A 23,295-nucleotide genomic window follows, 5' to 3' on the forward strand; every position below is an offset into this window, starting at 1 on the left:
GATAACTGATGGTTGGGTCAGTAAAGGCGAAGAGTGTCAAGACGGAGGTGAGTTTTCATCCCACGTACCTTCTTGACCTCGGGAAAGCGGACTATACAAAGGTTTTGCAACTTCAGAAGAAATTGCAAAACCTCAGAATCAAGGGTGAAGTCGCTGATAGTTTTATCTTGGTAGAACACCCTCCCACAATCACTTTGGGGAAAGACAGTAGCCTTGACCATATCCTGGCTGGTGAAAAATGGCTCTCGGCTCATAAATTCCAGGTTTTCCAGATCGAACGGGGCGGAGATGTTACTTACCACGGTCCGGGTCAACTTGTAGGCTATCCAATCCTTGATCTCCATGAATACCAAAAAGATGTCCATTTGTTGGTTTGTAAATTAGAAGAAATGCTGATCAGAACGCTTGCTACCTTTGGAATCAAAGCGGATCGACGGATTGGGTTTCCTGGAGTGTGGGTTGGGGAGAAGAAAATTGCCAGTCTTGGATTAGGGGTAACTCACTGGGTCACCATTCATGGCTTTGCTCTTAATGTTAACCCGAATTTATCTCACTTTAAGACCATTGTTCCTTGCGGTCTGTCGGGTGTGCAAATGACTTCGATGGCTGAAGAATTGAACCGCTCGATTAGTATTTCCGAGGCTAAAAATAGAATCATTGAAGAAATGTGTGCGCTTTTCCAATGGGAAATTCGTCCTCCCTCCTCTGATGTGGAACGATTGTTGACGTCTGACGGCCTAGAAGCAAAGGCTTTTCGACCAAGTTGGTTAACGGTTGCGGCTCCTTTAGCGGGTGTGATGGAAGAAATGGAAGATGTTTTAGCAAAGGGTCGCTTGCATACGGTTTGTCAGGGAGCATGTTGTCCCAATGCGGGTGAATGCTTTGCGTTAGGCACCGCTTCGTTTATGATTCTTGGTGACATATGTACCAGGGGATGTCGTTTCTGCGCAGTAAGCAAAGGAATCCCATGTCTTCCCGATCCGACAGAAGCGGAAGCGCTGGCTGAAACCGTCAAAAGCCTTAACCTTAAACATGCAGTCGTCACATCAGTGACTCGAGATGATTTACCAGACGGCGGAGCAGGGGAGTTCGCACGAGTTGTAAGAGCCTTGCGACAAAAAACGCCAAAAACGAGTATTGAACTGTTGATCCCTGATTTAGCAGGTTCAATTCAAGCACTGGAAACGATTGTTGCGGTTAAACCAGAGGTCATCGGTCACAATATCGAAACGGTACCTGATCTTTATCCTCATGTGCAGCCGGGGGCAAATTATGAGCGCTCGTTGAAGGTCCTGGCGGAGGTTAAAAGACTGGATCCTACGATCAAAACTAAAAGTGGTTTGATGGTAGGCCTAGGAGAGACAACACAGGAAGTCTGTTGTGTTATGGAGGACTTGCGCAAGGCAGGGTGTGATTACCTGACCATCGGTCAATACTTACAGCCCACGTCGAAGCACTTACCTGTCATGGGATACATTTCTCCGAGTATGTTTGCTTGGTACAGGGAGCAGGCGCTAGAACGGGGCTTTGAAAGAGCCGAATGTGGCCCCTTAGTCCGTAGTTCCTATCATGCGCAACCTTAATGGAGGTGGAAAGTATGATTATTGAAGGCTACAATTTACCGGACGACCTCTACTATACGGAAGACCATGCCTGGGTGAAAGTAGAGGGGAACTTAGTCAGAGTAGGCATGAATGATTTTGCTCAGAAATTAGCGGGAGATATCTCATTTGTTAAGCTACCCAAACTCGGTAAAGACGTAATAGAAGGTAAACTTCTCAGCTCTATGCAGTCGGGAAAGTGGGCCGGGCGTATCGAGGTACCCTTAGCAGGTAAGATCGTGGAGGTCAATAAAGAGTTATTGCATGAACCGCAAAAGATGAACCAGGATTGTTATGGAATTGGATGGATTGCCTTGATTGAGCCTAACAATCTCCAGGAGGACTTAGGCAAACTCATGGATGGTGTGAAAGTTGCAGAGTGGATTAAGGGCGAGATTGCCAAGAATGTTCCCGGTAAGGAGGGGTAGTCATGGAACAAGCTTTACAAAAAATATGCGGAGAAAAAAGGGCCACAACCGACCCTTTTGAACTTGCCCCATATGCTAAAGATGTGGCCTATGTCCCCGCTATTCTTGTCCATTTACTCACAAATCCCCTTCCTAAAGCCGTGGTTCAGCCCATCTCGGCAGAAGAAATCTCTAGTTTGATCAAGTGGGCAAAGCAAGGTAAAATACCAGTCACAGTCCGAGGCGGAGGCTCTACTGCCTATTTTAATTGCATTCCGATCAAGAGTGGTTTAGTGATTGATACGAATCGCCTCCAAGGATTTTTGGAACTAGAGTTAGACCAGGAGAACAATCAAAAAACGGTCTGGGTCAAAGCAGGAATGACTTGGAAAGACCTCGATGATGGATTGAGACAACAAGGCTGTGCGGTTTGTTCTAGCCCTAGCAGTGCCCCCTCCGCTACAATCGGAGGATGGATTTCCATGGGAGGCTTAGGTATCGGCTCTGTCTCTTATGGTTCAGTTCACGATCAAGTTATGGCCATACGGGGTGTGACGGCCACTGGGGAAATAGTGGAACTATCACGACCTGAGAAAGGCACTACAAGGAACAACAGATCTGAGCAATCAGGCTTACAATTTTATGACCTGATGGGCACTGAAGGAACCCGGGGAATTATTACGGAGATTAAGTTGTTGGTACGTGACGTTCCAGAAAAAGAGGAGCACCTGCTAGCGGTCTTTAATAATGTAACTGATACTGGATCAATGATGGCCTGGCTAGGTGGAGAGCTTTTTACGTCTCTGTATAATGTTCATTTTAGTAGCCCGGAATTCATCATGTCGCTCCAGAAAGCTGGCTACGCTGAGGCGATTCCGCCAGGAAAGTACAGCCTGGAAATTGATCTAGAGGGCAAGCGTGATGTAGTGGATAAAGAGGTTGATCAAATCAGAAAACAGGTGGAATTCCTAAGGGGTAGTTTATTACCTGAGAAGGTAGGAGCGGAGGAATGGAATGATCGCTTTAAATCTCTCAGGCTTGAACAAACACTTCCTTCCCTTCTAGCGGCAGAAATGACACTCTCGGTCAGTAATTTTGCGGCCTTTTATGAGAGGTTAAGTAAATTGGGTCAAAAGACCAATACCCTGTGCGTTACGTATGCCCATCTCGTGTCTCCTGAAAGGGTCTTGGTGATGGTTCTTTATCCCTCTGATGAACTTAACCTGATCCGTTACATCGTCGATCTTAGTTTCACCAGCAACCTTTACAGGTTGGGGCAAAGCTTGGGTGGTAAACCCTACGTCATCGGCTTTTGGAATACTCCTTATTTGAAAAAAATATATGACAAGGAAGAAAGAGACTGTCGCCTCCAGCGCAAACATGCGGTAGATCCCCACGCGATGCTCAATCCCGGAAAGGGTTACAATCCCCCGAATATTATTTTGAACAGCTATGTCTTTGGGTTTGGTATGATCATGATTGGTCTCTTTCGACCATTGGTCCTCAAAATCCTCAAAGGAGGAAAAGGTCGATGAAAACGATTGAACAACTTCGTGAGCAAATAGCCAAAACCAGTTATGTCTGCGGTAGCTGCGGCAGTTGTCGAAGCGTCTGTCCCGTTTACCGAGAAATCGGTTGGGAATCCTCTGCACCAAGAGCCAAAATTGCGTTGGCCAAAGAAGTATTCCTGAAGAAAAAAGAGAAAAAAGCCACGAACCAATATGCCCAGCGTTTGCAGGAGTGTACTTTGTGTGGTAAATGTGCGGAAATATGTGCAGCTGGGATTAATACACGTGAGCTTTGGTTGAAGCTGCGGGAAGATTTAAGGGATCGGGGGATGCAGCATCCTAACTTAACCCAGATGGCCCTGCAAATTAAAGCGACACACAATATCAGCACGTTCTCTAATGAAGCCCGCCTTGACTGGGCGGAAGATTTAGATGAGGTTGAAGTAGAAGTCTCAAAAGTCGGGAGTGAGGTTGCTTACTTTGTAGGCTGTGTGTCTTCCTTCTATCCCATGTCGGTTGGGATTTCTGAAAGTATTGTAAGCTTATTGGACCACACAAACGTTAATTATACCGTTCTAGGAAGTGACGAATGGTGCTGTGGATTCCCGCTGATCGCTTCGGGAAACTCTCAACAAGTCAATGAATTAGCGAAACACAATGTGGAAAAGGTACGCGCTCTGGGGGTCAAAACCTTAATTACGGGCTGTGCCTCTTGTTATCATACCTGGACCCACGAATATCCGACGATCCTTGGGGAAAATCTGGGCTTTGAGGTGCTCCACGCTACTCAGTATATGGCCAGATTGATTCGTACAAAGCAATTAGTGCCTGGCAATTTAGAGGAAACTGTCACTTATCATGACCCTTGCGATTTGGGTCGCAACAGTGGGATCTATGATGAGCCCCGAGAGATTTTACAGGCCATAGAGGGTCTTAGCTTTGTCGAAATGCCTCATCGTAGGGATTTGGCCGATTGCTGCGGTGGTGGAGGAAATCTAGCTGCGGTAGATAAGGGTTTAAGTCAAGCAATTGCGCTGAAACGGGCCCGTGAGGCGGTGGCTACAGGGGCAACTATTTTAACCTCTGCGTGCCAGCAATGTGTCCAGACTTTGCAAATGGCGGCAAGACAGGAAAAATTAACACTTGAAGTTTTAGACGTTACTGAGTTACTATGGCGATCCTTAGAAGAATAGTTTATTAATGTTCCTGATACAGAATAGGATATTAGCTGCTTGCATTATAAAATAAAGAGGGTGAGTATATGAAAATCGGTGAGTGGCATTTCCCAGAAGACTTACTCTATGATGAACACCATCAGTGGCTCAAAAGAGAAGGGAAAACTATAACCATTGGCTTAAGCGATTACGGGCAATACACCAGAGGGGATATTTTGTACTTGAGTTTGCCAGAATTGGGTACTCAGGTGAAGGCAAGAGAGGCCGTAGGTTCTCTGGAAACAGGGAAATGGGTCGGACGTTTTTATGCTCCCCAGACAGGGGAAATCTGTGCCGTGAACGCGGAGGTCCTGAAAAACTCACGCTTGATTAATCAAGATCCCTATGGGCACGGTTGGCTCTTTAAAATAAAAACTGATTCCTCTGAAGGCCAAAGGCATATGAACGTAGAGCAACACAAGGTATGGTTAGAGTTGGAGTTAGAAAGGGAGAAGGCCTGTGATGTCTAACACTCACGCTGATCGTTCCCAGGGTGAACTTAACCTAGAGATCGAGGATATGGGTTTAGAAAGTCCGGAGGTTATCCAAACCAGTCTTGCGGCCGCGATGACACTCGGTTTAAAGGGCGGTATTTTCTATCGTAATGCCAAGCTCACCTGCTTAAACTTGCTCCTGACTTATCAAGGGGGCTGTCAGGGACGCTGCGGTTATTGTGGTTTGGAACAAAAACGTTCAGAAAAAACCAAAGGGACCACGTTCATCCGAGTTGCTTGGCCTACCTACTCCTTTGATCTCATCCTCGAACGGACGAAACACTATCAAAACTCTTTGAAACGAATTTGCCTATCCATGATCACCCATAAGAGCGCCATGGAGGATTCATTAAAGCTTATAGCCCGTTTACACAGGGAAGTTAATTTGCCGATTAGTGTTCTATGTGCCCCGACGCTGATACATAAGACGGAAGACTTACAAAAACTCAAAGACGCTGGTGCCGATCAACTGGGGGTGTCGATTGACGCAGCTACCCCAGAAATCTTCCAAAAATACCGAGGAAAAGGTGTTCGGGGACCTCATCAATGGGAGCATTACTGGGAGATTCTAAGAAAAGGTGTAGACGTTTTTGGATCAGGCAAGGTCAGTGTTCATCTGATTGTCGGCTTAGGAGAAAGCGAACAAGAAATGGTCACGGCTTTTCAGCAAGTACACGAGTTAGGCGCGGTGGTTCATCTGTTTTCGTTCTATCCCGAACCAGGCAGTGCCATGGCTGAAGAAACGGCACCCTCCCTTGGTCAATACCGCCGTATGCAATTAGCTCGTTATCTTATTATGAATGATATTTCGAGTGCCCAAACTATGGGCTTTAATAGTTCTGGACAAGTTTGTAATTTTGGGATAGTGGTCGAAGCTTTTGTCGCTTCCGGTCAACCTTTTCGCACGTCCGGCTGTCCCGGGCGTGATGGGGAAACTGCCTGTAATCGTCCCTATGGCAATGAACGCCCTGGTATTACCCTCGCCAATTATCCGTTTGTTCCCAACCTACAAGATGTGGAGAAGATAAGGGGTGAACTCTACGCTGGGCTCATGGAGGGGGTTGGATAATCGTGAATTTCAGGGATGACCTGTTGACAATTGAAATTCCTACAAGAGAGTTAGAACAGACTTTCGCCGGAGGTTGGAAGGAATTTGATGAAAGTGCGAACTTATCTAAGCTGCTCTCAAAAGCCTGGAGCTTACGCAGGAGAAATTTCCCTGATGTTATAAACTTTGCAGTTCCCGGCGGCAGGCACTATGAGGGTAAGAACTTTAGCAATTCAGGCCGCTTCCTCAATGTGAGCATCACAGGAGACGCTTGTGCTCTACACTGTGACCATTGCCAGGGGACAATGCTGAAGGGGATGATTCCAGCCCCAACCCCGCAAAAGCTAAAGGAAATAGGACTTAGACTGCGTGAAAAAGGTGCAACAGGACTTTTGATTACTGGTGGATGTAATCCAGAGGGAATGATCCCACTAAAGCCTTTTTTGGAGGCTATAGCATATTTGAAATCGCTGAACTTTACGATTCATGTGCATACCGGCTTAGCAGATAAGGAAGCAGCAGTGGGGTTGAAAAAGGCTGGGGTTGATAAAGTTTTTCTGGATATGATCGGTGATGCCGCCACAATTCAGCGGGTTTATCATCTTGATCGCCAGCCTAGCGCCTTTAGAGAGGCTTTGGAGATTCTGCTAGCTGAGGATTTAGATGTCGTCCCCCATGTGGTTATTGGCTTAAATTACGGGAAAATAATGGGAGAAGAGAACCTTATTCAAACGTTAAGTGACTATCCCTTGAAAACGCTGGTGTTAGTGGCTTTACGACCTGTGCTGAATACTCCGATGGGCGGTGTGCTTGGACCCGATGCGGCCGATATCATACGGATCACAGCTCAAACTCGGCTCTGGAATCCTGCGCTTAAACTAAGTTTTGGTTGTGCTCGACCCTATACTCAAAAGGCTTGGTTGGAGCGGGGGCTCATAGCGGCGGGAATTAATACCTTGGCCTTTCCTCTTGATGAAACCATAGACTCCGCTGTAGCGCATGGGTTAAAATCAGTCATGAGTGAGATGTGCTGTGGTGGACTGTAGAAAAAGTAGAAAGTATTAAAGTAGGGAGTGATTAAAATATCAATTGAATTGTTTGACCGGATCGCTGATGATTATGACAAGTGGTACGATACAGAAATAGGACGAGTCGCCGATCAAGTAGAGCGGGATCTGGCCTTTCAGTTGTTCCAACCCTCTGGTCCCAAGATCTTAGAAATAGGGTGTGGAACAGGACAATACACCACTAAGCTAGCAGAACAGGGTTATCAGATCACGGCGGTTGATATATCTGAGAAAATGATGGCCCTAGCGCGAGAGAAAATTACGAACCTAGGATATGAGGTTAAGTGGCTCAATGCAGATATTACTCAAATTATGGATCAACTCGAGCAATATCAGGGTATTCTTACGATGAGCGCTTTCGAGTTCGTTCCAAATGCGGAGGAGATTTTAGCTCGATTATTTGAGCATCTAGAGCCCAATGGATGTCTGGTGATTGGAGTTATTGCGGGAGACGCGTCCTGGGGTGAGTTCTATCGTAAAAAAGCTATTGCGAAACCTGAATCCGTTTTTGCGCACGCACGGCTTTATACGGAAGCTGAAATTCGTCAATGGAAGGTAGGCGGACGGCTGGTACTTGGCAAAGCACTTTATTTTCCGCCGGAGGTTTCTTCGGTGGAACGAGCTTTAACAATGGAAGAACAAAAAAATACGACCCCGAGTTTTATGGTCGCTAAGTGGGTAAAAGAATGATTGTTGATATTAGATAAATGAGAGACGCAAATATTGTGCGGACTCTCTCTTTTATTGTAACGTGACAATAAAAGTCCTATATGGTACATTGAACTCAGAACAATAGTCTAATTTCAGATAGAAATAAAATAGTTGTGGGGTGAAGACTTATAATACAACAAGATGTAATTATGTATACCGTACCCCTTTGACCACACTGCTTTAGCGCTAAGCGATTCCTTTCGGGCAAAGGGATTAAGTATACTGAAAGAAATATTCTAATTTTTAAGCACTTAAGAGAACTGAGAAAAGTGACCGATAAGATTGGAGTTCCCGTAACTATTGTGGGGGATCGGATTCTGACTCGCTTCTCGTCTGCAGAATACGAGGAGGTCTTTAAAAATTACTAATATACTGCAGGCCGATGATCAACTTCCAAAGTTGAAGGCGACTGGTATTTTGCTAGCAGGCGGGAAAAGTTCGCGAATGAAAAGAAATAAGGCCTTCCTTGAACTTGAAGGAAAGCCTCTAGTAGAGCGGAGTTTAACTGTCTTAAAAACAGTATTTGCAGAAGTTTTGATCAGCAGCAACAAATCCGAACTGTATGAAGGTTACGAAGTACCGATCATTCTAGACGAGACTCTTGGTCAAGGTCCTTTAGAAGGGCTGTATCAGGGTTTAAAAGTAGCGACCTATGATCAGGTTTTTTTTGTGGCCTGTGATATGCCTTTTTTAAGAGCAGAGCTTATCCGCTTTTTGTCTTCATGGATTCCAGAGTATGATGTTGTCGTTCCACACCTTCAATCCGGTCTCCACCCACTACACGCCTTTTATCATCGGCGTTGCCTTCCCACAATAAAAAGTAATCTTGAGGCGGGTCGCCTCAAGATTATTGATTTTTATCCATCTTGTTCTGTACGGTATGTGGGAGAAACGGAATTGCAGGCGTTTTCTGATTTGAGTAAAGTCTTTTGCAATGTGAACACCCCAGAAGACTGGTCGGCGATCCTTAAGGGATAATTCGGTCAGGACAGGTATAGATATTAAGGCGCTGCTCTCTCGCAAACCCTATAACAGTGATGTTCAAAGCAGCCGCCTGAGAAAGAGCCATATCTGTTGGTGCACCACGAGCAATGAGGATAGGAACTTTCATTTTAGCTACCTTGAGCAAGATCTCTGAGGAAACTCGACCACTAAAAAAAATCACATGGTTTTCGAGATTTAAGCCTGTGTTAAAGGCGCTACCACTAAGTTTATCAAAGACATTATGTCTACCAATGTCATAGCTCATCTGGAGTACTTTACCTTGATAGCCGACCCCTCCGCTGTGAACGCCTCCCGTTAAATCAAAGAGGTTCGAGTTGGATTGTAGAAACTGGACATAACTATAGGCTTCTTGGAGTGGAATGGAGTAGGTCGATGTGAGTGGTGTAACCATTAGAACGTCGTTGGCAAAGCAAAATGAGGCTCTACTTTTACCACAGCAGGCGGAAACAAAGCGTTTGCTCATCAGCTCTTTTTGCAAGTTGCATGGTTTTCCTTCAACCCAAACTAAATGGTCGGAGGGATCGTGGCGAAGCTCCTGCACGTCCTGTGGAACGCGGATAAACCCTTCATTGAGAAGAAATCCATAGACGAGTTCTTCAGTTTGGGAAGGGGAACACAAAAGCGTCGCGATTTCCTCGCCATTGTAGTGGATGGTTAACGGAACCTCTCGAACCACTTCGTCTTCTACCCATTCGAGGGTGAGACCATTGGCTTTGAGAATGGAGTGTGTAACCGTTTCGTTTGGCATTTTTACCTCCTCTGAGCTTGCTCTCTCTAGTTTACAATATTTTTAGTAAAATCTGAATGGTTTTACTAAAAAATTGACAAAATGAATTTGGTAACTCAGAAAAAAGGAATATTGCAATATATCGCGAATTAATACAATATCGAAGAGATTAAATATTCGTCATCGCTCCAAAGCTGGATTACCTAAAGCAGAAGCTATGGTGACCAGACAAGTGCCTTCAAGGCACTCGGGTATTATGGGAAACCGTAATATCTCCTGTAGGAAAGGAGTCTGTCGACAGGTGGATTGAATCCCCCGGTTGTTTACAGACCGCGGGTTTTTTTGTGTGCAATAAAATAGACCGCACCCGCTGAGGCAGAGAATTTATTCTTGAAATGAGGATTATTATGAAGGATCAATTTCAAAGGAAAATCGACTATCTAAGAATCTCAGTGACTGATCGATGTAATCTACGCTGTAAATACTGTATGCCAGTTGAAGGAGTGCAGTGGATGCCGCATGAATCCATTCTTTCCTTTGAAGAAATACTTCGACTAATGAGGATAAGTACGCAATTAGGGTTTCGTCGTTTTCGTATTACCGGGGGAGAACCTTTAGTTCGCAAAGGGATTTTGGACTTTCTGCGGGAATCGGCTAAAATCCCTGGAGTTGATGACCTGATGATTACAACGAACGGACTGTTACTCCCAGAAATGGCTTTTGATTTAAAAGCGGCAGGCGTACAGAGAGTCAACATCAGTTTGGACACCATGGATCCAGAGCGTTTTCTCGATATCACCCGTGGGGGGGATGTTGCCACTGTGGTTCAAGGAGTCTTTCGTTCGCTTGAGGCTGGCCTGAACCCGGTTAAGATCAATGTCGTGGTTGTCCGTGGGTTTAATACGGACGAGTTGCCCAGCTTCTTGACGTTAGCAAAGCAGTACCCGCTACATGTTCGTTTCATCGAACTTATGCCAATTGGTATTAGTTCCGAGCATAGGGCTGATTTTGTACCAATTCAAGAAATGAAAGAAATCCTAGGACTAGAAGAGTACGTTCCAACGCACGATATCCTGGGTGGGGGGCCAGCTGAGTATATTCAGCCAAAAGGCTTTAAAGGTAGTATTGGCTTTATCAGCGCCATGAGCCGTCATTTTTGCGATACATGCAATCGTGTACGCTTAACGGCGGATGGGAAATTGCGCCCTTGCTTGCATAGTAAACATGAAGTAAGTCTGCGTGATGCCCTTCGAAATGGAACTGCGGACGAAGACATAATGGAACTTTTTGCCCAAGCAGTTTGGCATAAACCAGCGGAGCATCATATGAATGACGAAGCATTGCAGGGCCGACGTGTAATGTCTCAGATCGGAGGGTAAGAAATGGATTTAACGCATTTTGATGAAGAAGGGCGCGCCCGAATGGTGGATGTCAGTGACAAAGCGGAAACGGCCCGTATGGCAATTGCTCGAGGGAAAATCACGGTGAAACCAGAGACGTTTGAACGCATTCGATCTGGACTAATCGCCAAAGGGGACGTTTTGGCAGTGGCTCAAGTTGCTGGGATCATGGCAGCAAAGCAGACATCACAGATAATTCCGATGTGCCATCCGCTCATGATTACTGGGGCTAAGCTTAGTTTTAACTTAGTGGAACCTGATGAGGTAAATATTGAAGCGATCGTGAAAGTAAATGGCAAAACCGGAATTGAGATGGAAGCGCTAACGGCAGTCAGTGTTGCTGCGTTAACGATCTACGATATGTGTAAAGCCATGGATAAGACAATGACTATTGGGGATATTTATCTCGTTGAAAAGTCAGGGGGAAAAAGCGGACATTATCGTAGTTCGTAGCACGTGATTATTGCACGTCGCACAAGTCATGGGCAAGATCAACTATTGCTTTAGGGATAAGAGTCCGCTCCTACTCCCATTTGTAAAAGTGGGAGCCTCGCGATTGGATGAATCTGAGTTCCCGCAAACGCGAGTTTCCTTAATGATAAGTAAGAAAAATCAGAATGAGGTTTAATGAAAGCGAGGATTTATAAAATGGGCAAAATAATTGCTGTTTGTACAAGTGAACGTAAGGGAATGCGGAAAAAAAATGTGGGCGAAGGAATTCTGAAAGTTGGCTTTGGCCTTGAAGGAGATGCGCATGGCGGAGATTGGCACCGTATGGTCAGCTTGTTAGCGATGGAAAGCATTAAGAAGATGACAGACAAAGGATTGGATGTTGGACCAGGGGATTTTGCTGAAAATTTGACAACAGAAGGGGTGGAATTATTCACACTACCTGTTGGAACAAAACTAAAGATAGGGGAATCTAGTATCGGAGAAGTAACTCAAATCGGTAAAGAATGCCATACGAAATGTGCAATTTTTTATCAGGCTGGGGACTGTGTCATGCCGAAGGAAGGAATCTTTATTCGCTTATTGGAAGGTGGAGCGGTTCGTGTCGGAGACAGCATCGAGGTGATAGAGTAATGATTCGTGTTGGGGTGATCACAGCTAGTGATAAAGGATCGCGTGGAGAAAGAGAGGATCTCTCTGGGCCGACGTTGATTAAGCTTGTTCAAGAGATTGGTGGGGAGGTCGTGGAGTATGTGGTTCTCCCGGACGAGCAAACATTACTTGCAGAAAAAATGCGCCAGTGGGCGGATGAACTTCGCCTGGATTTGATCTTAACGACCGGAGGGACGGGTTTTTCGATGCGTGATGTGATGCCTGAAGCCACGTTATCTGTCGCAGATCGTTTAGTGCCTGGGATTGCTGAAGTGATGCGGATGGAAAGCTTAAAAGTGACGAGTAAGGCTATGCTAAGCAGAGCTGTAGCCGTCCTTCGTAAGCAGACACTGATTATCAATATGCCTGGTAGCCCGAAGGCGGTACGCGAATGTTTTGCAGCAATTGCCCCAGCCATTCCACATGGAATTCAAATCCTCAAAGGGGAAGCCAGTGAGTGTGCGACAAACGTCAAGTGAACTCATTCATCTAAAATTGAATATCGAAACTTCGGTGAGGAGTCCACGATATAATCGAACCTACAAAACAAAAAGGGGTTGGCAGCTAATTGCCAACCCTTTTTTGTACGAGCTTGCCCTTAGTCTTGATTATGATGCTTGTCACCACTGTCCATAGTTTTGCGTATAATAGGGTAGACATATGGCTTGCGAGGTGAATATTGTGAAAGCCATTGCATTTGTCGATTATGAAAACATCTGGACAGGTCTTTTAGAGCGGGGTTATGACTTAACTCCGGAACAATTGGTACAGTTTTTACAAATTTATACAAAACGGAACGATATCGACTTATTGGCCATTTATCTTTACGCCAACTTTGACCGGGAAGAGTTTTGGCGAACACAAACGACGTTTGAGAAAACGAATGTCTTTACGCGTCATGTCTTTGGAAAGAATAATTATGCTAGTACGGGACTGCGCCGTAATGCCGCAGATCTTGAATTAATGCTTGAGGCTCAGGAAATCTTACTAACGCGAGCTTCAACGTTTGACATGTTTGTATTGCTTACGGGGGATGGAGATTTTCTTTCCTTACTCAGAAAAGTCCGAGCCTGGGGGAAAGAAGTCAGAGTGATTGGGGTAGCAGGCAGTATTCATCATGCTCTACACCCTTATTGTGAGGGGGAAGATCTTTTACAGTGGGTTATCCACGAAAAACCTGAAACAGAGTATTATCCTGAGCAGGATTTGGAGCAAGGGATTCAGATCTTGGGAACTCTTCAGACTCGCTTGCCCTATGTTGCATCAACAAAGGCGAGAGCCGCTTTAACAGAGCTTCTAGGTCGATCTATTTCACAAGTTAAAGAGTTTATTCGGTATACGTTAAAAGAATCGATACTCATTGAGAGGGAGCACCCTGATCCAAATCTCAAAATTGGTAAAACAAAAATATATCTTCTCAATTTGGAGAATTCTATAGTATTGGAAGCGTTAGGATCCATGCGGGAAGAAGTATTTCAGCGTCAAAAGTTGATTACTGAGCCTAATCATGCATAGAAACATGGAAATCTGGCAATTATAGTGTTTAGAGGATGTGGAAATGCGCCCAGGGGGAGGGCTTGGACTTAATAATATATAACGCCTGAAATAATGAGCATTGACTCGATTGATAGAGAAAATATAGCATTAATGCTTATATTTGGGGCATATAGGGGGTTGCTTTCCGGTGCCCCCTTGCATATTATTATAGATATATTGTTAGCACTCAACTGAGTCGAGTGCTAACAAATATTAAATAAAATAATAGGAGGGACTTTTCTTCATGAACATTAAACCTCTCGCAGACCGAGTGATCATCAAAGCGCTCCCGATGGAAGAAAAAACTAAGAGTGGAATCTACATGCCAGATACCGCAAAGGAAAAACCACAAGAAGGCGAAGTTATCGCTGTGGGTCCTGGTAAAATGGAAAAGGGTGTTCGCGTTGCTCTTGATGTTAAAGTGAACGATCGCGTAATCTATTCCAAATATGCAGGTACAGAAGTTAAGTTTGATGGTGAAGAGTACTTAATCCTAAAAGAGGCAGATATCTTAGCAATTATCGGCTAATTAAATAAGACTAAAATTTAAGGAGTGGAATTACGTTGGCAAAACAAATAATTTTTAATCAAGATGCTCGTCATGCTTTAGAACGCGGTGTTAATGCGCTGGCTGAGGCTGTCCGTGTAACTCTAGGGCCTAAAGGTCGCAATGTAGTCCTTGACAAAAAATTCGGATCTCCTCTGATCACAAACGATGGAGTAACGATTGCTCGAGACATCGAATTGGAAGATCCATTTGAAAATATGGGAGCTCAACTCGTTAAAGAAGTAGCTACCAAAACAAATGATGTAGCTGGAGATGGCACAACGACTGCTACAGTATTAGCACAAGCGATCATTCGCGAAGGGCTCAAGAATGTCGCGGCTGGTGCAAATCCAATGGGCATTAAACGTGGAATTGAGCAAGCAGTTGAGGCTGTAGTCGCTGACATTAAAGCGAATGCCAAACTCGTCGAGACAAGCGAAGCCATTGCTCAAGTTGCTTCAATCTCTGCAAGCGACAAAAATATCGGTGACCTCATTGCTCAGGCAATGGAGAAAGTCGGTAAAGACGGAGTTATCACCGTTGAAGAAGCAAAAGGCATGACGACGGAACTTGAAGTGGTTGAGGGAATGCAATTTGACCGCGGTTATATTTCGGCGTATATGATTACCGATACAGAAAAAATGGAAGCAATACTTAATGATCCTTTCATTCTGATTACCGATAAGAAGATCAGTGCGATTCAAGACGTTTTACCAGTCCTGGAAAAAGTAGTACAAGCTGGTCGTCAACTGATGATCATTGCTGAAGACATCGATGGAGAAGCGTTAGCAACCCTCGTAGTCAACAAGCTCCGCGGTACCTTTGTATGTGTTGGAGTTAAAGCACCAGGCTTTGGCGATCGCCGTAAAGCTATGCTTGAAGACATTGCAGTGCTTACAGGCGGAACTGTTATCACAGAAGATCTCGGCTTAAAGCTGGAAAATACGACTATTGAAATGCTCGGACGTGCCCGTCAAGTTAGGGTAACCAAAGAGGAAACTACACTTGTAGAAGGAACTGGTAACTCCGAAAATATCAAGCAACGTGTAGAGGCTATCAAACGACAAGTTGAGGAAACTACTTCAGACTTCGATCGTGAAAAGCTCCAAGAGCGTTTGGCAAAACTATCCGGTGGAGTTGCAGTTATTCAAGTTGGTGCAGCAACTGAAACCGAAATGAAGGAGAAGAAACTCCGAATTGAAGATGCTTTGGCTGCCACTCGTGCTGCTGTTGAAGAGGGTATTGTATCTGGTGGAGGTACAACTCTAATTGATGCCATTCAATCACTTGATGCCCTTAATTTAGTCGGTGACGAGGCAACTGGTGTGAATATTATTCGCCGTGCACTCGAAGAGCCCCTTCGTCAAATCGCCAACAATGCCGGGCATGAAGGCTCCGTTGTCGTTGGGAAAGTTCGTGAATCAGGTAAACGAGGAATTGGCTTTAATGCGTTAACTGAAGTCTATGAAGATATGATTGCTGCTGGTATTGTTGACCCAGCTAAAGTCACTCGGTCAGCTCTACAAAATGCAGGTTCCATTGCTGCTATGCTTCTGACCACCGAGTGCTTAGTCTCTGACATTCCATCTAAGGATGGCGGCGCAGGCGCTATGGCTGGCATGGGTGGCATGGGCGGCATGGGCGGCATGATGTAAGGTTGTTCTGAAACCTTTGGTATCAGAGAACTTGCCTTATTTCGAAACCTAAATGCTCACATTAAAATGCTAGAAAAATGATGCCCTTATAGGGTACACCTATTCTTTGCATTTCGATGGGTAAAATAATCTTAGAGGCTTTTCATGAGTTCGCTGAACTTGTGGGAAGCCTCTTTTTTCATCGTCTTGGACGAACCTACTCTTAATGCGGGACTAGATGGGATATGGGATGCAATCAAACGTTAATATTCATTCGGATAAAATGACGCATTGTAAGGGGATGATTAATTCTTTCCTCTTAATTAAATCAACATTTATTACTCAGCTAAAAGTATGTTATTTTCACACATTAATGAGAAGGGATTTTAATGCTAAAGACATTAAGTTGAGATGAAAACGTACAGTAAAGCTACCAGAAGCGGTATTGCTCTGAGCTCGTAATATTTCTATCAAATAATTGAAGGGAGGAATTGATTTATATTAAAAAACAAAGTAACATAGTCCATTATAGGTAATAAGAGTACAACTTATATGTCTTTGGGACGCTTGACCTAAATTGAAATAAAACAGGTGTTGTATCTTGCATAAGAAAGAGAGTAAGATCCATGAAGAAGATAATTATATATTTATTGACAGTAATACTGGTGTTAGGAATAGCCATTGCAATAGTTACTAATGACCATGTCTTGACAGGTATTAGCAAGCTGAAAAGTGGTACAGTTAACGCTGTGATTCTTGGGGACTCAATTGCTGTTAGTCAAGGTGCTTCAAATCCCTTAACGACTGGATGGAATTCCGATCTTGAAACATCTTTATTCAATAAGTATTCAAACAAAATAGTGTGGGACAACAAAGCTTCAGCAGGAACTACTATTGATTCTTGCTTAAAGAGAGCAACAGAGATAGTAAGTACTACAGATGCTGTATTTATTTGCGCAGGAAGAATAGATAGAATTATTGACACGCCAGATCAGTTCAGTAAGAAATATATACAGTTGATCAATGACATTAAAAGCAAGGCCCCCAACGCGGATATATTTTGCATTGTTGAACCTCCTATGGTTTCCTTGGATGAATCTTTATTTTTGGGTATCAGAACAGCAATTATTAATGCATCTGTTAAGACTGGATCAAACTTATTAGATGTATGGAGTGCATTTCCGCAAGATGAAGTTACCTTGGGTGCATTTTTGATGGATGGACTTCATCCAAATGACGCAGGTTATTATCTGATGTCAGACTTCATGTATAAACGATTAGTTACGGTAATAAACGCTGTCGAGCGAAAGTAACACTATAATATGACAATAGTAATATAAAATCTCCACGTCTTGACCACGATGAATTTTAAAAAATTAGAGGCTTTTCATGAGTTCACAGAACTCTTAAAAGGCTTTTTCTTGTTGATATCTTTTATGCTTGCTGCAAGAATTCTACATATAGTTAGTTCATCAATTCCTTACGGCTTGCTGTTTGGGGAAGTTTCTCTAGCCATCCGCATTCAATCATTAACTCTGCGCATCCTTAGCTAAAGCAAGAACCTCAATTGAGAAATTAGTGAAGGTAATAGCCAAATCTTTTCTAGCAGTATTAGACACCGAAAGTCCGTATTCGGCAATAATAGCTGCTATAACAACGGTGACGTGACATAAAATTAATTTATCACTATGTGGAGATTCAGTAGATTCGGTCACTAGGTTTGATAATATTATTGGATGAGGTAGATCTTCATCATCTAAATAAGAACTTAGCTTCTTTAGTTGCTTATCAGCGGTTTGTTTTGCCTCAGATATAAAACGCTTAACCTTCTCAGACTTAACGACTTGACCATAACCTAAATTTAAGGTTTTTAATAACTCCTTAGTTTCTATTAACGAGGTGATATGACTGATTTCCATTGCATTAAGAGGTCTTTTGGCACCAAAAATAGAGCCAAGGTAATCTTTATTGTGTACAAAGTCTACTCTATCAGGGGTCACAATGCTGGGGGATTTTAGTAATAGGCCTTTTGCTAATAATATCTCCGTTGCCTTTTGATGTATTTCTAATGAAGTAGTTAGGCATTCAGAAAAATAACTGCGAATGTCAGAGCGCGAAGATAGGCTTAACGAATTGCTATAATTTATTAAAATAAACTTGTGCATAAGTCTAGTATATTTAAGTGTAAAACTCTCGGAAAATAACTGCTTAGTATTGACCTCGACATCACACTCACCGTAAGCTTCAGGGATGGGATGATGAATCGAATTAAAAATGTCCTCCATAGTGTTTACTCGTTGGCTTGAGACATCAAGTGCGCGTTGTAAAACAGCGTGAATGTCGGGGTCTTTAGATTGAGCCACATAATACTTGAGAAAACACACAGACATACATTCCGCTAAGTAACTTGTCCAAAGATGACCAACTTCAGAAGCTGAAGGCAAAATATCTGTCAAGTTGTGTTGGACGACTCCGAAAGGAACTTGCTCTGAATCGCTTCGAGTATATTGTTGTTGTAAGTCGCTCATAATCAATCCTCCATTATCACATTTCATTTCTATTAGTTACCCTTTTGATTTCTGATATTCTGCATGTTTTTAGTTAATCGCTAGAGTGGACTCAAGCCTCTTTTTCTGGAAAAGATAATATTTGAATGTCAACATCATTGGAATAGGGCAGGCTGGTTTATCATATTAATAGGGTAAGAACTCCGCCAAGGGGGCATGAGATGAAGAAAAGAGGAATTGGGTTAGTCATCGGAATCGGAATCGTGTTGATGGGGGGGCTTCTAGGACGCCTTTTATGGCAACCAGACCCTAGTGATTTAGTCAAACACGGTTTGGAACAATTGAACGCAGCGACCTCTTTTCGCTACAGTTTAACCCAGCATCAATGGGTCGAGGGAAAGGATCGGGTACTCACGCAAGTTTTAGGAGAAAAAGATGGTGGGAATACTCGAATCTTGGGACAACTGGCTGGAAGCGAAGTAGAGATGATCAAAATCGGGGATTCTACCTATAGCAAAGATCCTTTTAGTAAGAAGTGGATCAGATTTGAAAACGCTCTAGCAGCTCAGGAAGTCTTTTTGGCGGAGCTCAACCCCTTATCTTCGCTTCAAATCAAAGAGCTTGGAGAGGTGATGCTTAGCAACCAAGAGAAAGTTAACGGAGAAAAAGTATGGGTATGTCATTTATCGCCCAGTGTGCAGAATCAAATGATGGAGGTATTTTGGACCGATTTCCAGTATACACTTTATGTTCGTAAGTCTGATAAGATTGTCGTAAAAGCAACAATCGAAGCAAAAAATAAATTGAAGTCAGATCCTATGACAATGACACTGGAGTTTAAGGATATTGGAAAGAAGATAACTATACAAGCGCCGGATGTATAAAGTGGATTTCTTACAATGGCTAGAAAAGGGGCAGGAATATACCCTCTCATGGGTACTATCCTGTCCCTTTAGTATCATAGCGAATAAATTAGTACTTTAGCTCAATATAGACGCTTAAAACGTTTGCACAATGGACAAGCCTCTGATATAGTTCTAAGATAAGTTTTATCGTAAAGTGGAGGTGTCCTTAATGGAAGAATATATTGATAGAGTCTTAATTTCCAAGGAAGAATTGGGAAAGCGTGTAGTAGAACTAGGTGCTGAGATTACTCGAGATTACGAAGGAAAGAAAATCTTAGTTCTTGGGATTTTAAAGGGTGCTGTTCCCTTTATGGCGGATCTTATCCGAGAGATAAAATTGCCTTTAGCTTATGATTTTATGGCCCTATCAAGCTATGGCGTCTCAACTCAGTCTTCTGGCGTAGTGCGCATCCTTAAGGACTTAGAACGTAGCGTCGAGGATGTTCACATTTTAATTGCAGAGGATATTGTAGATACGGGATTAACTTTAAAGTACCTAAAAGAAAACTTAAGAGCCAGGAATCCTTTGAGCGTAAAGGTAGTTACCCTACTCGACAAAGCCGCTCGTCGGAAAGCGGATGTTACTCCGGATTACAACGGATTTTCGATTCCAGATGAATTTGTTGTGGGTTATGGTCTTGACTTCAACGAAGAGTATCGGAATCTCCCCTATATCGGTGTGCTAAAACAAGAAGCTTATGAGATTAACTAATTTTAATAGGAATGGATGATGAAAAGTGCCCAAGGAAGTCGTATTGGTTTTGGATTTTGGAGGACAATACAATCAACTAATTGCTCGTCGTGTAAGGGAAGCTCACGTGTATTCTGAAATGGTTTCTCATAAAATTCCGATTGAGGAGATTCGGGCTCGCAAGCCAAAAGGAATTATCTTTTCGGGCGGACCAGCAAGTGTCAATCAACCGAATGCACCTGTTGTCGACCCCGAAATTTATAACTTAGGAATTCCCATACTGGGGATTTGTTACGGGATGCAGCTGATGACTGTTCAACTCGGAGGAATCGTAGAACATCCTGAAGCGAGCGAATATGGGAAAGCAATGCTGACAGTTGATGTTACAAAGGATCTGTGGAAAGACTTAGGTGGCGAGCGCCCGTGTTGGATGAGCCACGGTGATTCCGTGCACAAATTGCCTGAGGGTTTTGTGGTAGCTGCTCATACTTGGAATACTCCGATTGCAGCCATGATGGATGAAGAACGACATTTTTATGGTGTCCAGTTTCATCCTGAAGTAAAGCATACTCCCGATGGGCAAGAGATGTTAGTAAAGTTTCTCTATGACATTTGTAAATGTGCTGGGGACTGGACTATAGAGTCCTTTATCGAGTTACAAGTGGCAGAGATCCGTGCCAAGGTCGGAAAGAAACATGTCCTTTGTGCTCTGAGCGGTGGAGTAGATTCTTCTGTGGCGGCGGCTTTAGTGCACCGGGCAGTGGGGAATCAATTGACATGTGTCTTTGTCGACCATGGTTTTATGCGCAAAAATGAGGCGGAGCAGGTTAGGAAGGTTTTCACAGAACAGTTCCAGCTGAATCTGGTGTTTGTGGATGTCCATGAACGATTTATGCAAAAGCTACAAGGGGTATCCGAGCCTGAATTGAAACGCAAAGCGATCGGCAATGAGTTTATCCGCGTCTTTGAAGATGAGGCCTTAAAACTTGGTCAGGTCGATTTCTTGGTTCAAGGAACTCTTTATCCAGATATTGTGGAGAGCGGGACAGATACTGCGGAAACGATTAAGAGCCATCATAATGTTGGTGGTTTGCCTGAGGACATTCAATTTGAACTCATTGAACCGTTACGGATGCTCTTTAAAGATGAAGTGCGTGAACTCGGAATTGAACTCGGGATGAGTGAAGAGATTGTTTGGCGTCAACCTTTCCCTGGACCTGGACTAGCGATCCGTATTCTTGGGGAAGTGACCCGTGAAAAGCTCGACATTTTACGGGAAGCAGATGCCGTCATTATAGAGGAAATTCGACGTGCAGGAATGTATCGTGAATTGTGGCAAAGTTTCGCTGTTCTCCCTTCGATCAAGAGTGTCGGAGTAATGGGAGATAGCCGAACCTATGAGTTCCCTATTATCCTGAGAGCAGTCACCAGCGAAGATGCTATGACAGCGGATTGGGCAAGGCTTCCATATGATCTCTTAGAAAGCATCTCCTCGCGGCTTGTGAACGAGGTACAAGGGGTCAACAGGGTTGTTTATGATATTACCTCGAAACCTCCTGGAACGATTGAGTGGGAGTAGGGTCACATAGCTCATTAGAGAGGAAGTAGGACTCCTTCTAATGGGCTTTCGTTTATTTGAAGATACCTTGGGGGATTCTTAGAGTCCCCCAAGGTATTTGTTTATTGTTTATAAAATATGCAATTATTCAATCGTAAATACTTTGTCGAGTCTAGTCCGTTTGATTAGCTCAAATGGAAGCCCTTTAGCACCAGCCAGCACGAGACTGCCGTTTCTTTCCTTTGTGCGTTTATTTATAGTAACTAAAGTCCCCAATCCCGAACTATCTATATAAGTAAGCTCAGAGAGATCAATCTTAACATCCGTAACTCCTTGGGCAATTATATCTAATAGATCATCCCTTAGTAGTGAAGCATCGTGAACGTATATTTTATCTGTTAAAAAAACGGTCGCCTGATTGCCGCTGATATTAATAGTGTGTTTCATGATTTCTCCCCCTTATGCATCAACTTTAAACCTCGTAATTAGACTGTGCAGATTTTGAGCCATAGCACTGGCCTGCTCGGAACTTGCAACTGGAAATTGTTAAAGCAGTGTGAGACAGCTCATCTGAACTGGCTGCAGCAGCGGAGGAAATGTCGTCAGTGGAGATTTCTTTAACTACAAGTGGTTTGAGGTGCAAAATAAACTATGCGGATACATTGTTGATGTGAGTGGCCATGGAGTGGCTACAGCCTTGCAAACTGCAACTTTTAAAATGATGCTAGATAATGTTCTACTTAACGGTAAGAAGATAGAAGAGGATGCCATACAGAATATTAATCATAAAGTGATGGACTACTTGTATGAGGATTCTTTTGTCGCTTTGCTTTACTTTGAATTTGATTTACAAGCAGGGGTCCTTAAACTTATTTCTGCAGGAATAACGCTATTTTTGGTTGCCAAGCCCCAAGAGTGTTCGCTAGTTCCTATATCTGGTTGTTATCTGGGCATTGTTGATGTTCCGGAAATTGAAATAGTGACAATACCTATCAAAACAGGTGAGATATATTGCATGATGAGTGATGGAGCCTCTGATCTCATAGAATCGCAAGGTATAAGTATGCAGAGAAGTGCTGCAGAGTATAAGAGGTGGCTTGAGAAATTGTCCGAAAGTCCTGACCGGAACGATGACTTTTCCGTTATTTGCATAGAGATCATCAACGGAAACAAGGAGACAGGTGAGTTAGATATTAAAAATGATAAGGATCTCGAACATGCTCAGGTCTTTATCAGCGAATTCCTGGAGCGGAATGCGCCAAGCCACGCACCCACGCTGGAGGTTGCAATCAACGAAGCTATGAATAATGGCTTCTACGCAGGTGGGCGAGTTCACATCAGATTAAGGCAGATGGGTGATACCCTTATTATTAGGGTTAAAGACGATGGTCCAGGCTTTGACACTAAGGTAGTAAATCTTCAACCTAAAAATGAAATGAATACAGAGGAGTTTGACGAACTTTTGGAGGCAGAAGGTGGGCGTGGTGTTCTCTTGATGAGAACTTTTTGTGACAAAGTAATATTTAACGCCAAGGGCAACGAAGTGCTCTTGATGAAGAAATTAGTTAGGTGATTATTTGGATACGTCAAACCGGTTTTCCTAGCCCTCAATTAGTGTTTGAAAGTTTACTTGT

At 43.6% G+C, this 23,295-nt stretch carries 24 protein-coding genes, 1 pseudogene and 1 riboswitch; of the genes and pseudogenes, 22 read left to right on the forward strand and 3 right to left on the reverse strand.

Features of this window, described 5'->3' with window-relative positions; translation table 11 throughout:
* Positions 1-8: 8 nt before the first annotated feature.
* The 10 genes and pseudogenes from lipA (at position 9) to mobA (ending at position 9,028) form a co-directional block, all read left to right on the forward strand.
* Positions 9-1,583 carry a lipoyl synthase gene (lipA, locus tag E4K67_RS10165; protein WP_135546287.1) on the forward strand — a complete coding sequence of 525 codons (1,575 nt, stop codon included), beginning with the start codon at positions 9-11 and terminating at the stop codon, positions 1,581-1,583.
* A gap of 14 nt (positions 1,584-1,597) precedes the next feature.
* Positions 1,598-2,029, forward strand: coding sequence for a glycine cleavage system protein H (locus E4K67_RS10170; protein WP_135546288.1), 432 nt, complete (start codon positions 1,598-1,600; stop codon positions 2,027-2,029).
* Between the two features lie 2 nt (positions 2,030-2,031).
* Positions 2,032-3,543 (forward strand): FAD-binding oxidoreductase, encoded by a 1,512-nt coding sequence (locus E4K67_RS10175; protein WP_135546289.1) that lies wholly within the window; start codon positions 2,032-2,034, stop codon positions 3,541-3,543.
* Complete coding sequence (locus E4K67_RS10180) at positions 3,540-4,709, forward strand: (Fe-S)-binding protein (RefSeq protein WP_135546290.1); 1,170 nt, start codon at positions 3,540-3,542, stop codon at positions 4,707-4,709. Before E4K67_RS10175 ends, E4K67_RS10180 begins: the two co-directional genes overlap by 4 nt.
* Positions 4,710-4,777: 68 nt before the next feature.
* Positions 4,778-5,200 carry a glycine cleavage system protein H gene (locus E4K67_RS10185; protein ID WP_135546291.1) on the forward strand — a complete coding sequence of 141 codons (423 nt, stop codon included), beginning with the start codon at positions 4,778-4,780 and terminating at the stop codon, positions 5,198-5,200.
* A complete protein-coding gene (locus E4K67_RS10190; RefSeq protein WP_135546292.1) occupies positions 5,193-6,293 on the forward strand; it encodes a radical SAM protein in 1,101 nt (366 codons plus the stop codon). The genes E4K67_RS10185 and E4K67_RS10190 overlap by 8 nt, the downstream gene beginning before the upstream one ends.
* Positions 6,294-6,295: 2 nt before the next feature.
* Entirely contained in the window at positions 6,296-7,318 is a 1,023-nt protein-coding gene (locus E4K67_RS10195; protein ID WP_135546293.1) for a radical SAM protein, read from the forward strand.
* A 36-nt stretch (positions 7,319-7,354) separates the two neighbouring features.
* Positions 7,355-8,029 (forward strand): class I SAM-dependent DNA methyltransferase, encoded by a 675-nt coding sequence (locus E4K67_RS10200; RefSeq protein WP_135546924.1) that lies wholly within the window; start codon positions 7,355-7,357, stop codon positions 8,027-8,029.
* A gap of 203 nt (positions 8,030-8,232) precedes the next feature.
* A pseudogene (locus E4K67_RS30610) lies at positions 8,233-8,418 on the forward strand (glutaredoxin family protein); the annotation flags it as partial.
* A 49-nt stretch (positions 8,419-8,467) separates the two neighbouring features.
* Positions 8,468-9,028, forward strand: coding sequence for a molybdenum cofactor guanylyltransferase (gene mobA, locus E4K67_RS10210; RefSeq protein WP_338031861.1), 561 nt, complete (start codon positions 8,468-8,470; stop codon positions 9,026-9,028).
* Here mobA and fdhD read toward each other — a convergent pair.
* Entirely contained in the window at positions 9,018-9,803 is a 786-nt protein-coding gene (gene fdhD, locus E4K67_RS10215; RefSeq protein ID WP_135546295.1) for a formate dehydrogenase accessory sulfurtransferase FdhD, read from the reverse strand. The two genes, mobA and fdhD, sit on opposite strands and share 11 nt — an antisense overlap.
* A gap of 153 nt (positions 9,804-9,956) precedes the next feature.
* Positions 9,957-10,088, forward strand: a riboswitch (molybdenum cofactor riboswitch).
* A 101-nt stretch (positions 10,089-10,189) separates the two neighbouring features.
* On the opposite strand from fdhD, the gene moaA reads away from it, so the two are divergent.
* From moaA to E4K67_RS10255, 8 genes are all read left to right on the forward strand, one after another.
* Complete coding sequence (gene moaA / locus E4K67_RS10220) at positions 10,190-11,161, forward strand: GTP 3',8-cyclase MoaA (protein ID WP_135546296.1); 972 nt, start codon at positions 10,190-10,192, stop codon at positions 11,159-11,161.
* A 3-nt stretch (positions 11,162-11,164) separates the two neighbouring features.
* Positions 11,165-11,635 (forward strand): cyclic pyranopterin monophosphate synthase MoaC, encoded by a 471-nt coding sequence (moaC, locus tag E4K67_RS10225; RefSeq protein WP_135546297.1) that lies wholly within the window; start codon positions 11,165-11,167, stop codon positions 11,633-11,635.
* A gap of 195 nt (positions 11,636-11,830) precedes the next feature.
* Positions 11,831-12,265, forward strand: a complete 435-nt coding sequence (locus E4K67_RS10230; RefSeq protein WP_135546298.1) for an MOSC domain-containing protein — start codon at positions 11,831-11,833, stop codon at positions 12,263-12,265.
* The gene (locus E4K67_RS10235; RefSeq protein ID WP_135546299.1) at positions 12,265-12,762 is read left to right on the forward strand and encodes a MogA/MoaB family molybdenum cofactor biosynthesis protein; all 498 of its coding nucleotides are present in this window, start codon (positions 12,265-12,267) and stop codon (positions 12,760-12,762) included. Before E4K67_RS10230 ends, E4K67_RS10235 begins: the two co-directional genes overlap by 1 nt.
* A gap of 202 nt (positions 12,763-12,964) precedes the next feature.
* Positions 12,965-13,798 (forward strand): NYN domain-containing protein, encoded by an 834-nt coding sequence (locus tag E4K67_RS10240; protein WP_135546300.1) that lies wholly within the window; start codon positions 12,965-12,967, stop codon positions 13,796-13,798.
* 265 nt (positions 13,799-14,063) lie between these two features.
* A complete protein-coding gene (groES, locus tag E4K67_RS10245; protein WP_135546301.1) occupies positions 14,064-14,348 on the forward strand; it encodes a co-chaperone GroES in 285 nt (94 codons plus the stop codon).
* A gap of 35 nt (positions 14,349-14,383) precedes the next feature.
* Positions 14,384-16,021: a chaperonin GroEL gene (gene groL / locus E4K67_RS10250; RefSeq protein ID WP_135546302.1), complete on the forward strand. Its 1,638-nt coding sequence runs from the start codon at positions 14,384-14,386 to the stop codon at positions 16,019-16,021.
* Positions 16,022-16,626: 605 nt separating this feature from the next.
* Complete coding sequence (locus tag E4K67_RS10255) at positions 16,627-17,313, forward strand: SGNH/GDSL hydrolase family protein (protein ID WP_135546303.1); 687 nt, start codon at positions 16,627-16,629, stop codon at positions 17,311-17,313.
* Positions 17,314-17,529: 216 nt separating this feature from the next.
* Here E4K67_RS10255 and E4K67_RS10260 read toward each other — a convergent pair whose 3' ends face one another.
* Positions 17,530-18,528 (reverse strand): DUF3231 family protein, encoded by a 999-nt coding sequence (locus tag E4K67_RS10260; RefSeq protein ID WP_243454407.1) that lies wholly within the window; start codon positions 18,526-18,528, stop codon positions 17,530-17,532.
* A gap of 200 nt (positions 18,529-18,728) precedes the next feature.
* Between E4K67_RS10260 and E4K67_RS10265 the strand changes: the two genes are divergently transcribed.
* From E4K67_RS10265 to guaA, 3 genes are all read left to right on the forward strand, one after another.
* Positions 18,729-19,391: a LolA-like protein gene (locus E4K67_RS10265; RefSeq protein WP_135546304.1), complete on the forward strand. Its 663-nt coding sequence runs from the start codon at positions 18,729-18,731 to the stop codon at positions 19,389-19,391.
* A 190-nt stretch (positions 19,392-19,581) separates the two neighbouring features.
* Positions 19,582-20,124 carry a hypoxanthine phosphoribosyltransferase gene (gene hpt / locus E4K67_RS10270; RefSeq protein ID WP_135546305.1) on the forward strand — a complete coding sequence of 181 codons (543 nt, stop codon included), beginning with the start codon at positions 19,582-19,584 and terminating at the stop codon, positions 20,122-20,124.
* Positions 20,125-20,149: 25 nt separating this feature from the next.
* On the forward strand, positions 20,150-21,682 hold the full coding sequence (gene guaA, locus E4K67_RS10275) for a glutamine-hydrolyzing GMP synthase (RefSeq protein WP_135546306.1): 1,533 nt from the start codon (positions 20,150-20,152) through the stop codon (positions 21,680-21,682).
* A gap of 123 nt (positions 21,683-21,805) precedes the next feature.
* On the opposite strand, the gene E4K67_RS10280 is transcribed toward guaA, so the two are convergent.
* On the reverse strand, positions 21,806-22,108 hold the full coding sequence (locus tag E4K67_RS10280; protein ID WP_135546307.1) for an STAS domain-containing protein: 303 nt from the start codon (positions 22,106-22,108) through the stop codon (positions 21,806-21,808).
* A 190-nt stretch (positions 22,109-22,298) separates the two neighbouring features.
* On the opposite strand from E4K67_RS10280, the gene E4K67_RS10285 reads away from it, so the two are divergent.
* Positions 22,299-23,234, forward strand: a complete 936-nt coding sequence (locus E4K67_RS10285; RefSeq protein ID WP_135546308.1) for an ATP-binding SpoIIE family protein phosphatase — start codon at positions 22,299-22,301, stop codon at positions 23,232-23,234.
* Positions 23,235-23,295: the final 61 nt, after the last annotated feature.

The sequence above is a fragment of the Desulfosporosinus fructosivorans genome (assembly GCF_004766045.1).
GTDB lineage: Bacteria > Bacillota > Desulfitobacteriia > Desulfitobacteriales > Desulfitobacteriaceae > Desulfosporosinus > Desulfosporosinus fructosivorans.

Coding starts and splice junctions, on each gene's coding strand:
- lipA (WP_135546287.1), top strand. CDS start 9: ATGGTTGGGTCAGTAAAGGCGAAGAGTGTCAAGACGGAGGTGAGTTTT.
- E4K67_RS10170 (WP_135546288.1), top strand. CDS start 1,598: ATGATTATTGAAGGCTACAATTTACCGGACGACCTCTACTATACGGAA.
- E4K67_RS10175 (WP_135546289.1), top strand. CDS start 2,032: ATGGAACAAGCTTTACAAAAAATATGCGGAGAAAAAAGGGCCACAACC.
- E4K67_RS10180 (WP_135546290.1), top strand. CDS start 3,540: ATGAAAACGATTGAACAACTTCGTGAGCAAATAGCCAAAACCAGTTAT.
- E4K67_RS10185 (WP_135546291.1), top strand. CDS start 4,778: ATGAAAATCGGTGAGTGGCATTTCCCAGAAGACTTACTCTATGATGAA.
- E4K67_RS10190 (WP_135546292.1), top strand. CDS start 5,193: ATGTCTAACACTCACGCTGATCGTTCCCAGGGTGAACTTAACCTAGAG.
- fdhD (WP_135546295.1), bottom strand. CDS start 9,803: ATGCCAAACGAAACGGTTACACACTCCATTCTCAAAGCCAATGGTCTC.
- moaA (WP_135546296.1), top strand. CDS start 10,190: ATGAAGGATCAATTTCAAAGGAAAATCGACTATCTAAGAATCTCAGTG.
- moaC (WP_135546297.1), top strand. CDS start 11,165: ATGGATTTAACGCATTTTGATGAAGAAGGGCGCGCCCGAATGGTGGAT.
- E4K67_RS10230 (WP_135546298.1), top strand. CDS start 11,831: ATGGGCAAAATAATTGCTGTTTGTACAAGTGAACGTAAGGGAATGCGG.
- E4K67_RS10235 (WP_135546299.1), top strand. CDS start 12,265: ATGATTCGTGTTGGGGTGATCACAGCTAGTGATAAAGGATCGCGTGGA.
- groES (WP_135546301.1), top strand. CDS start 14,064: ATGAACATTAAACCTCTCGCAGACCGAGTGATCATCAAAGCGCTCCCG.
- E4K67_RS10255 (WP_135546303.1), top strand. CDS start 16,627: ATGAAGAAGATAATTATATATTTATTGACAGTAATACTGGTGTTAGGA.
- E4K67_RS10260 (WP_243454407.1), bottom strand. CDS start 18,528: ATGAGCGACTTACAACAACAATATACTCGAAGCGATTCAGAGCAAGTT.
- E4K67_RS10265 (WP_135546304.1), top strand. CDS start 18,729: ATGAAGAAAAGAGGAATTGGGTTAGTCATCGGAATCGGAATCGTGTTG.
- hpt (WP_135546305.1), top strand. CDS start 19,582: ATGGAAGAATATATTGATAGAGTCTTAATTTCCAAGGAAGAATTGGGA.
- E4K67_RS10280 (WP_135546307.1), bottom strand. CDS start 22,108: ATGAAACACACTATTAATATCAGCGGCAATCAGGCGACCGTTTTTTTA.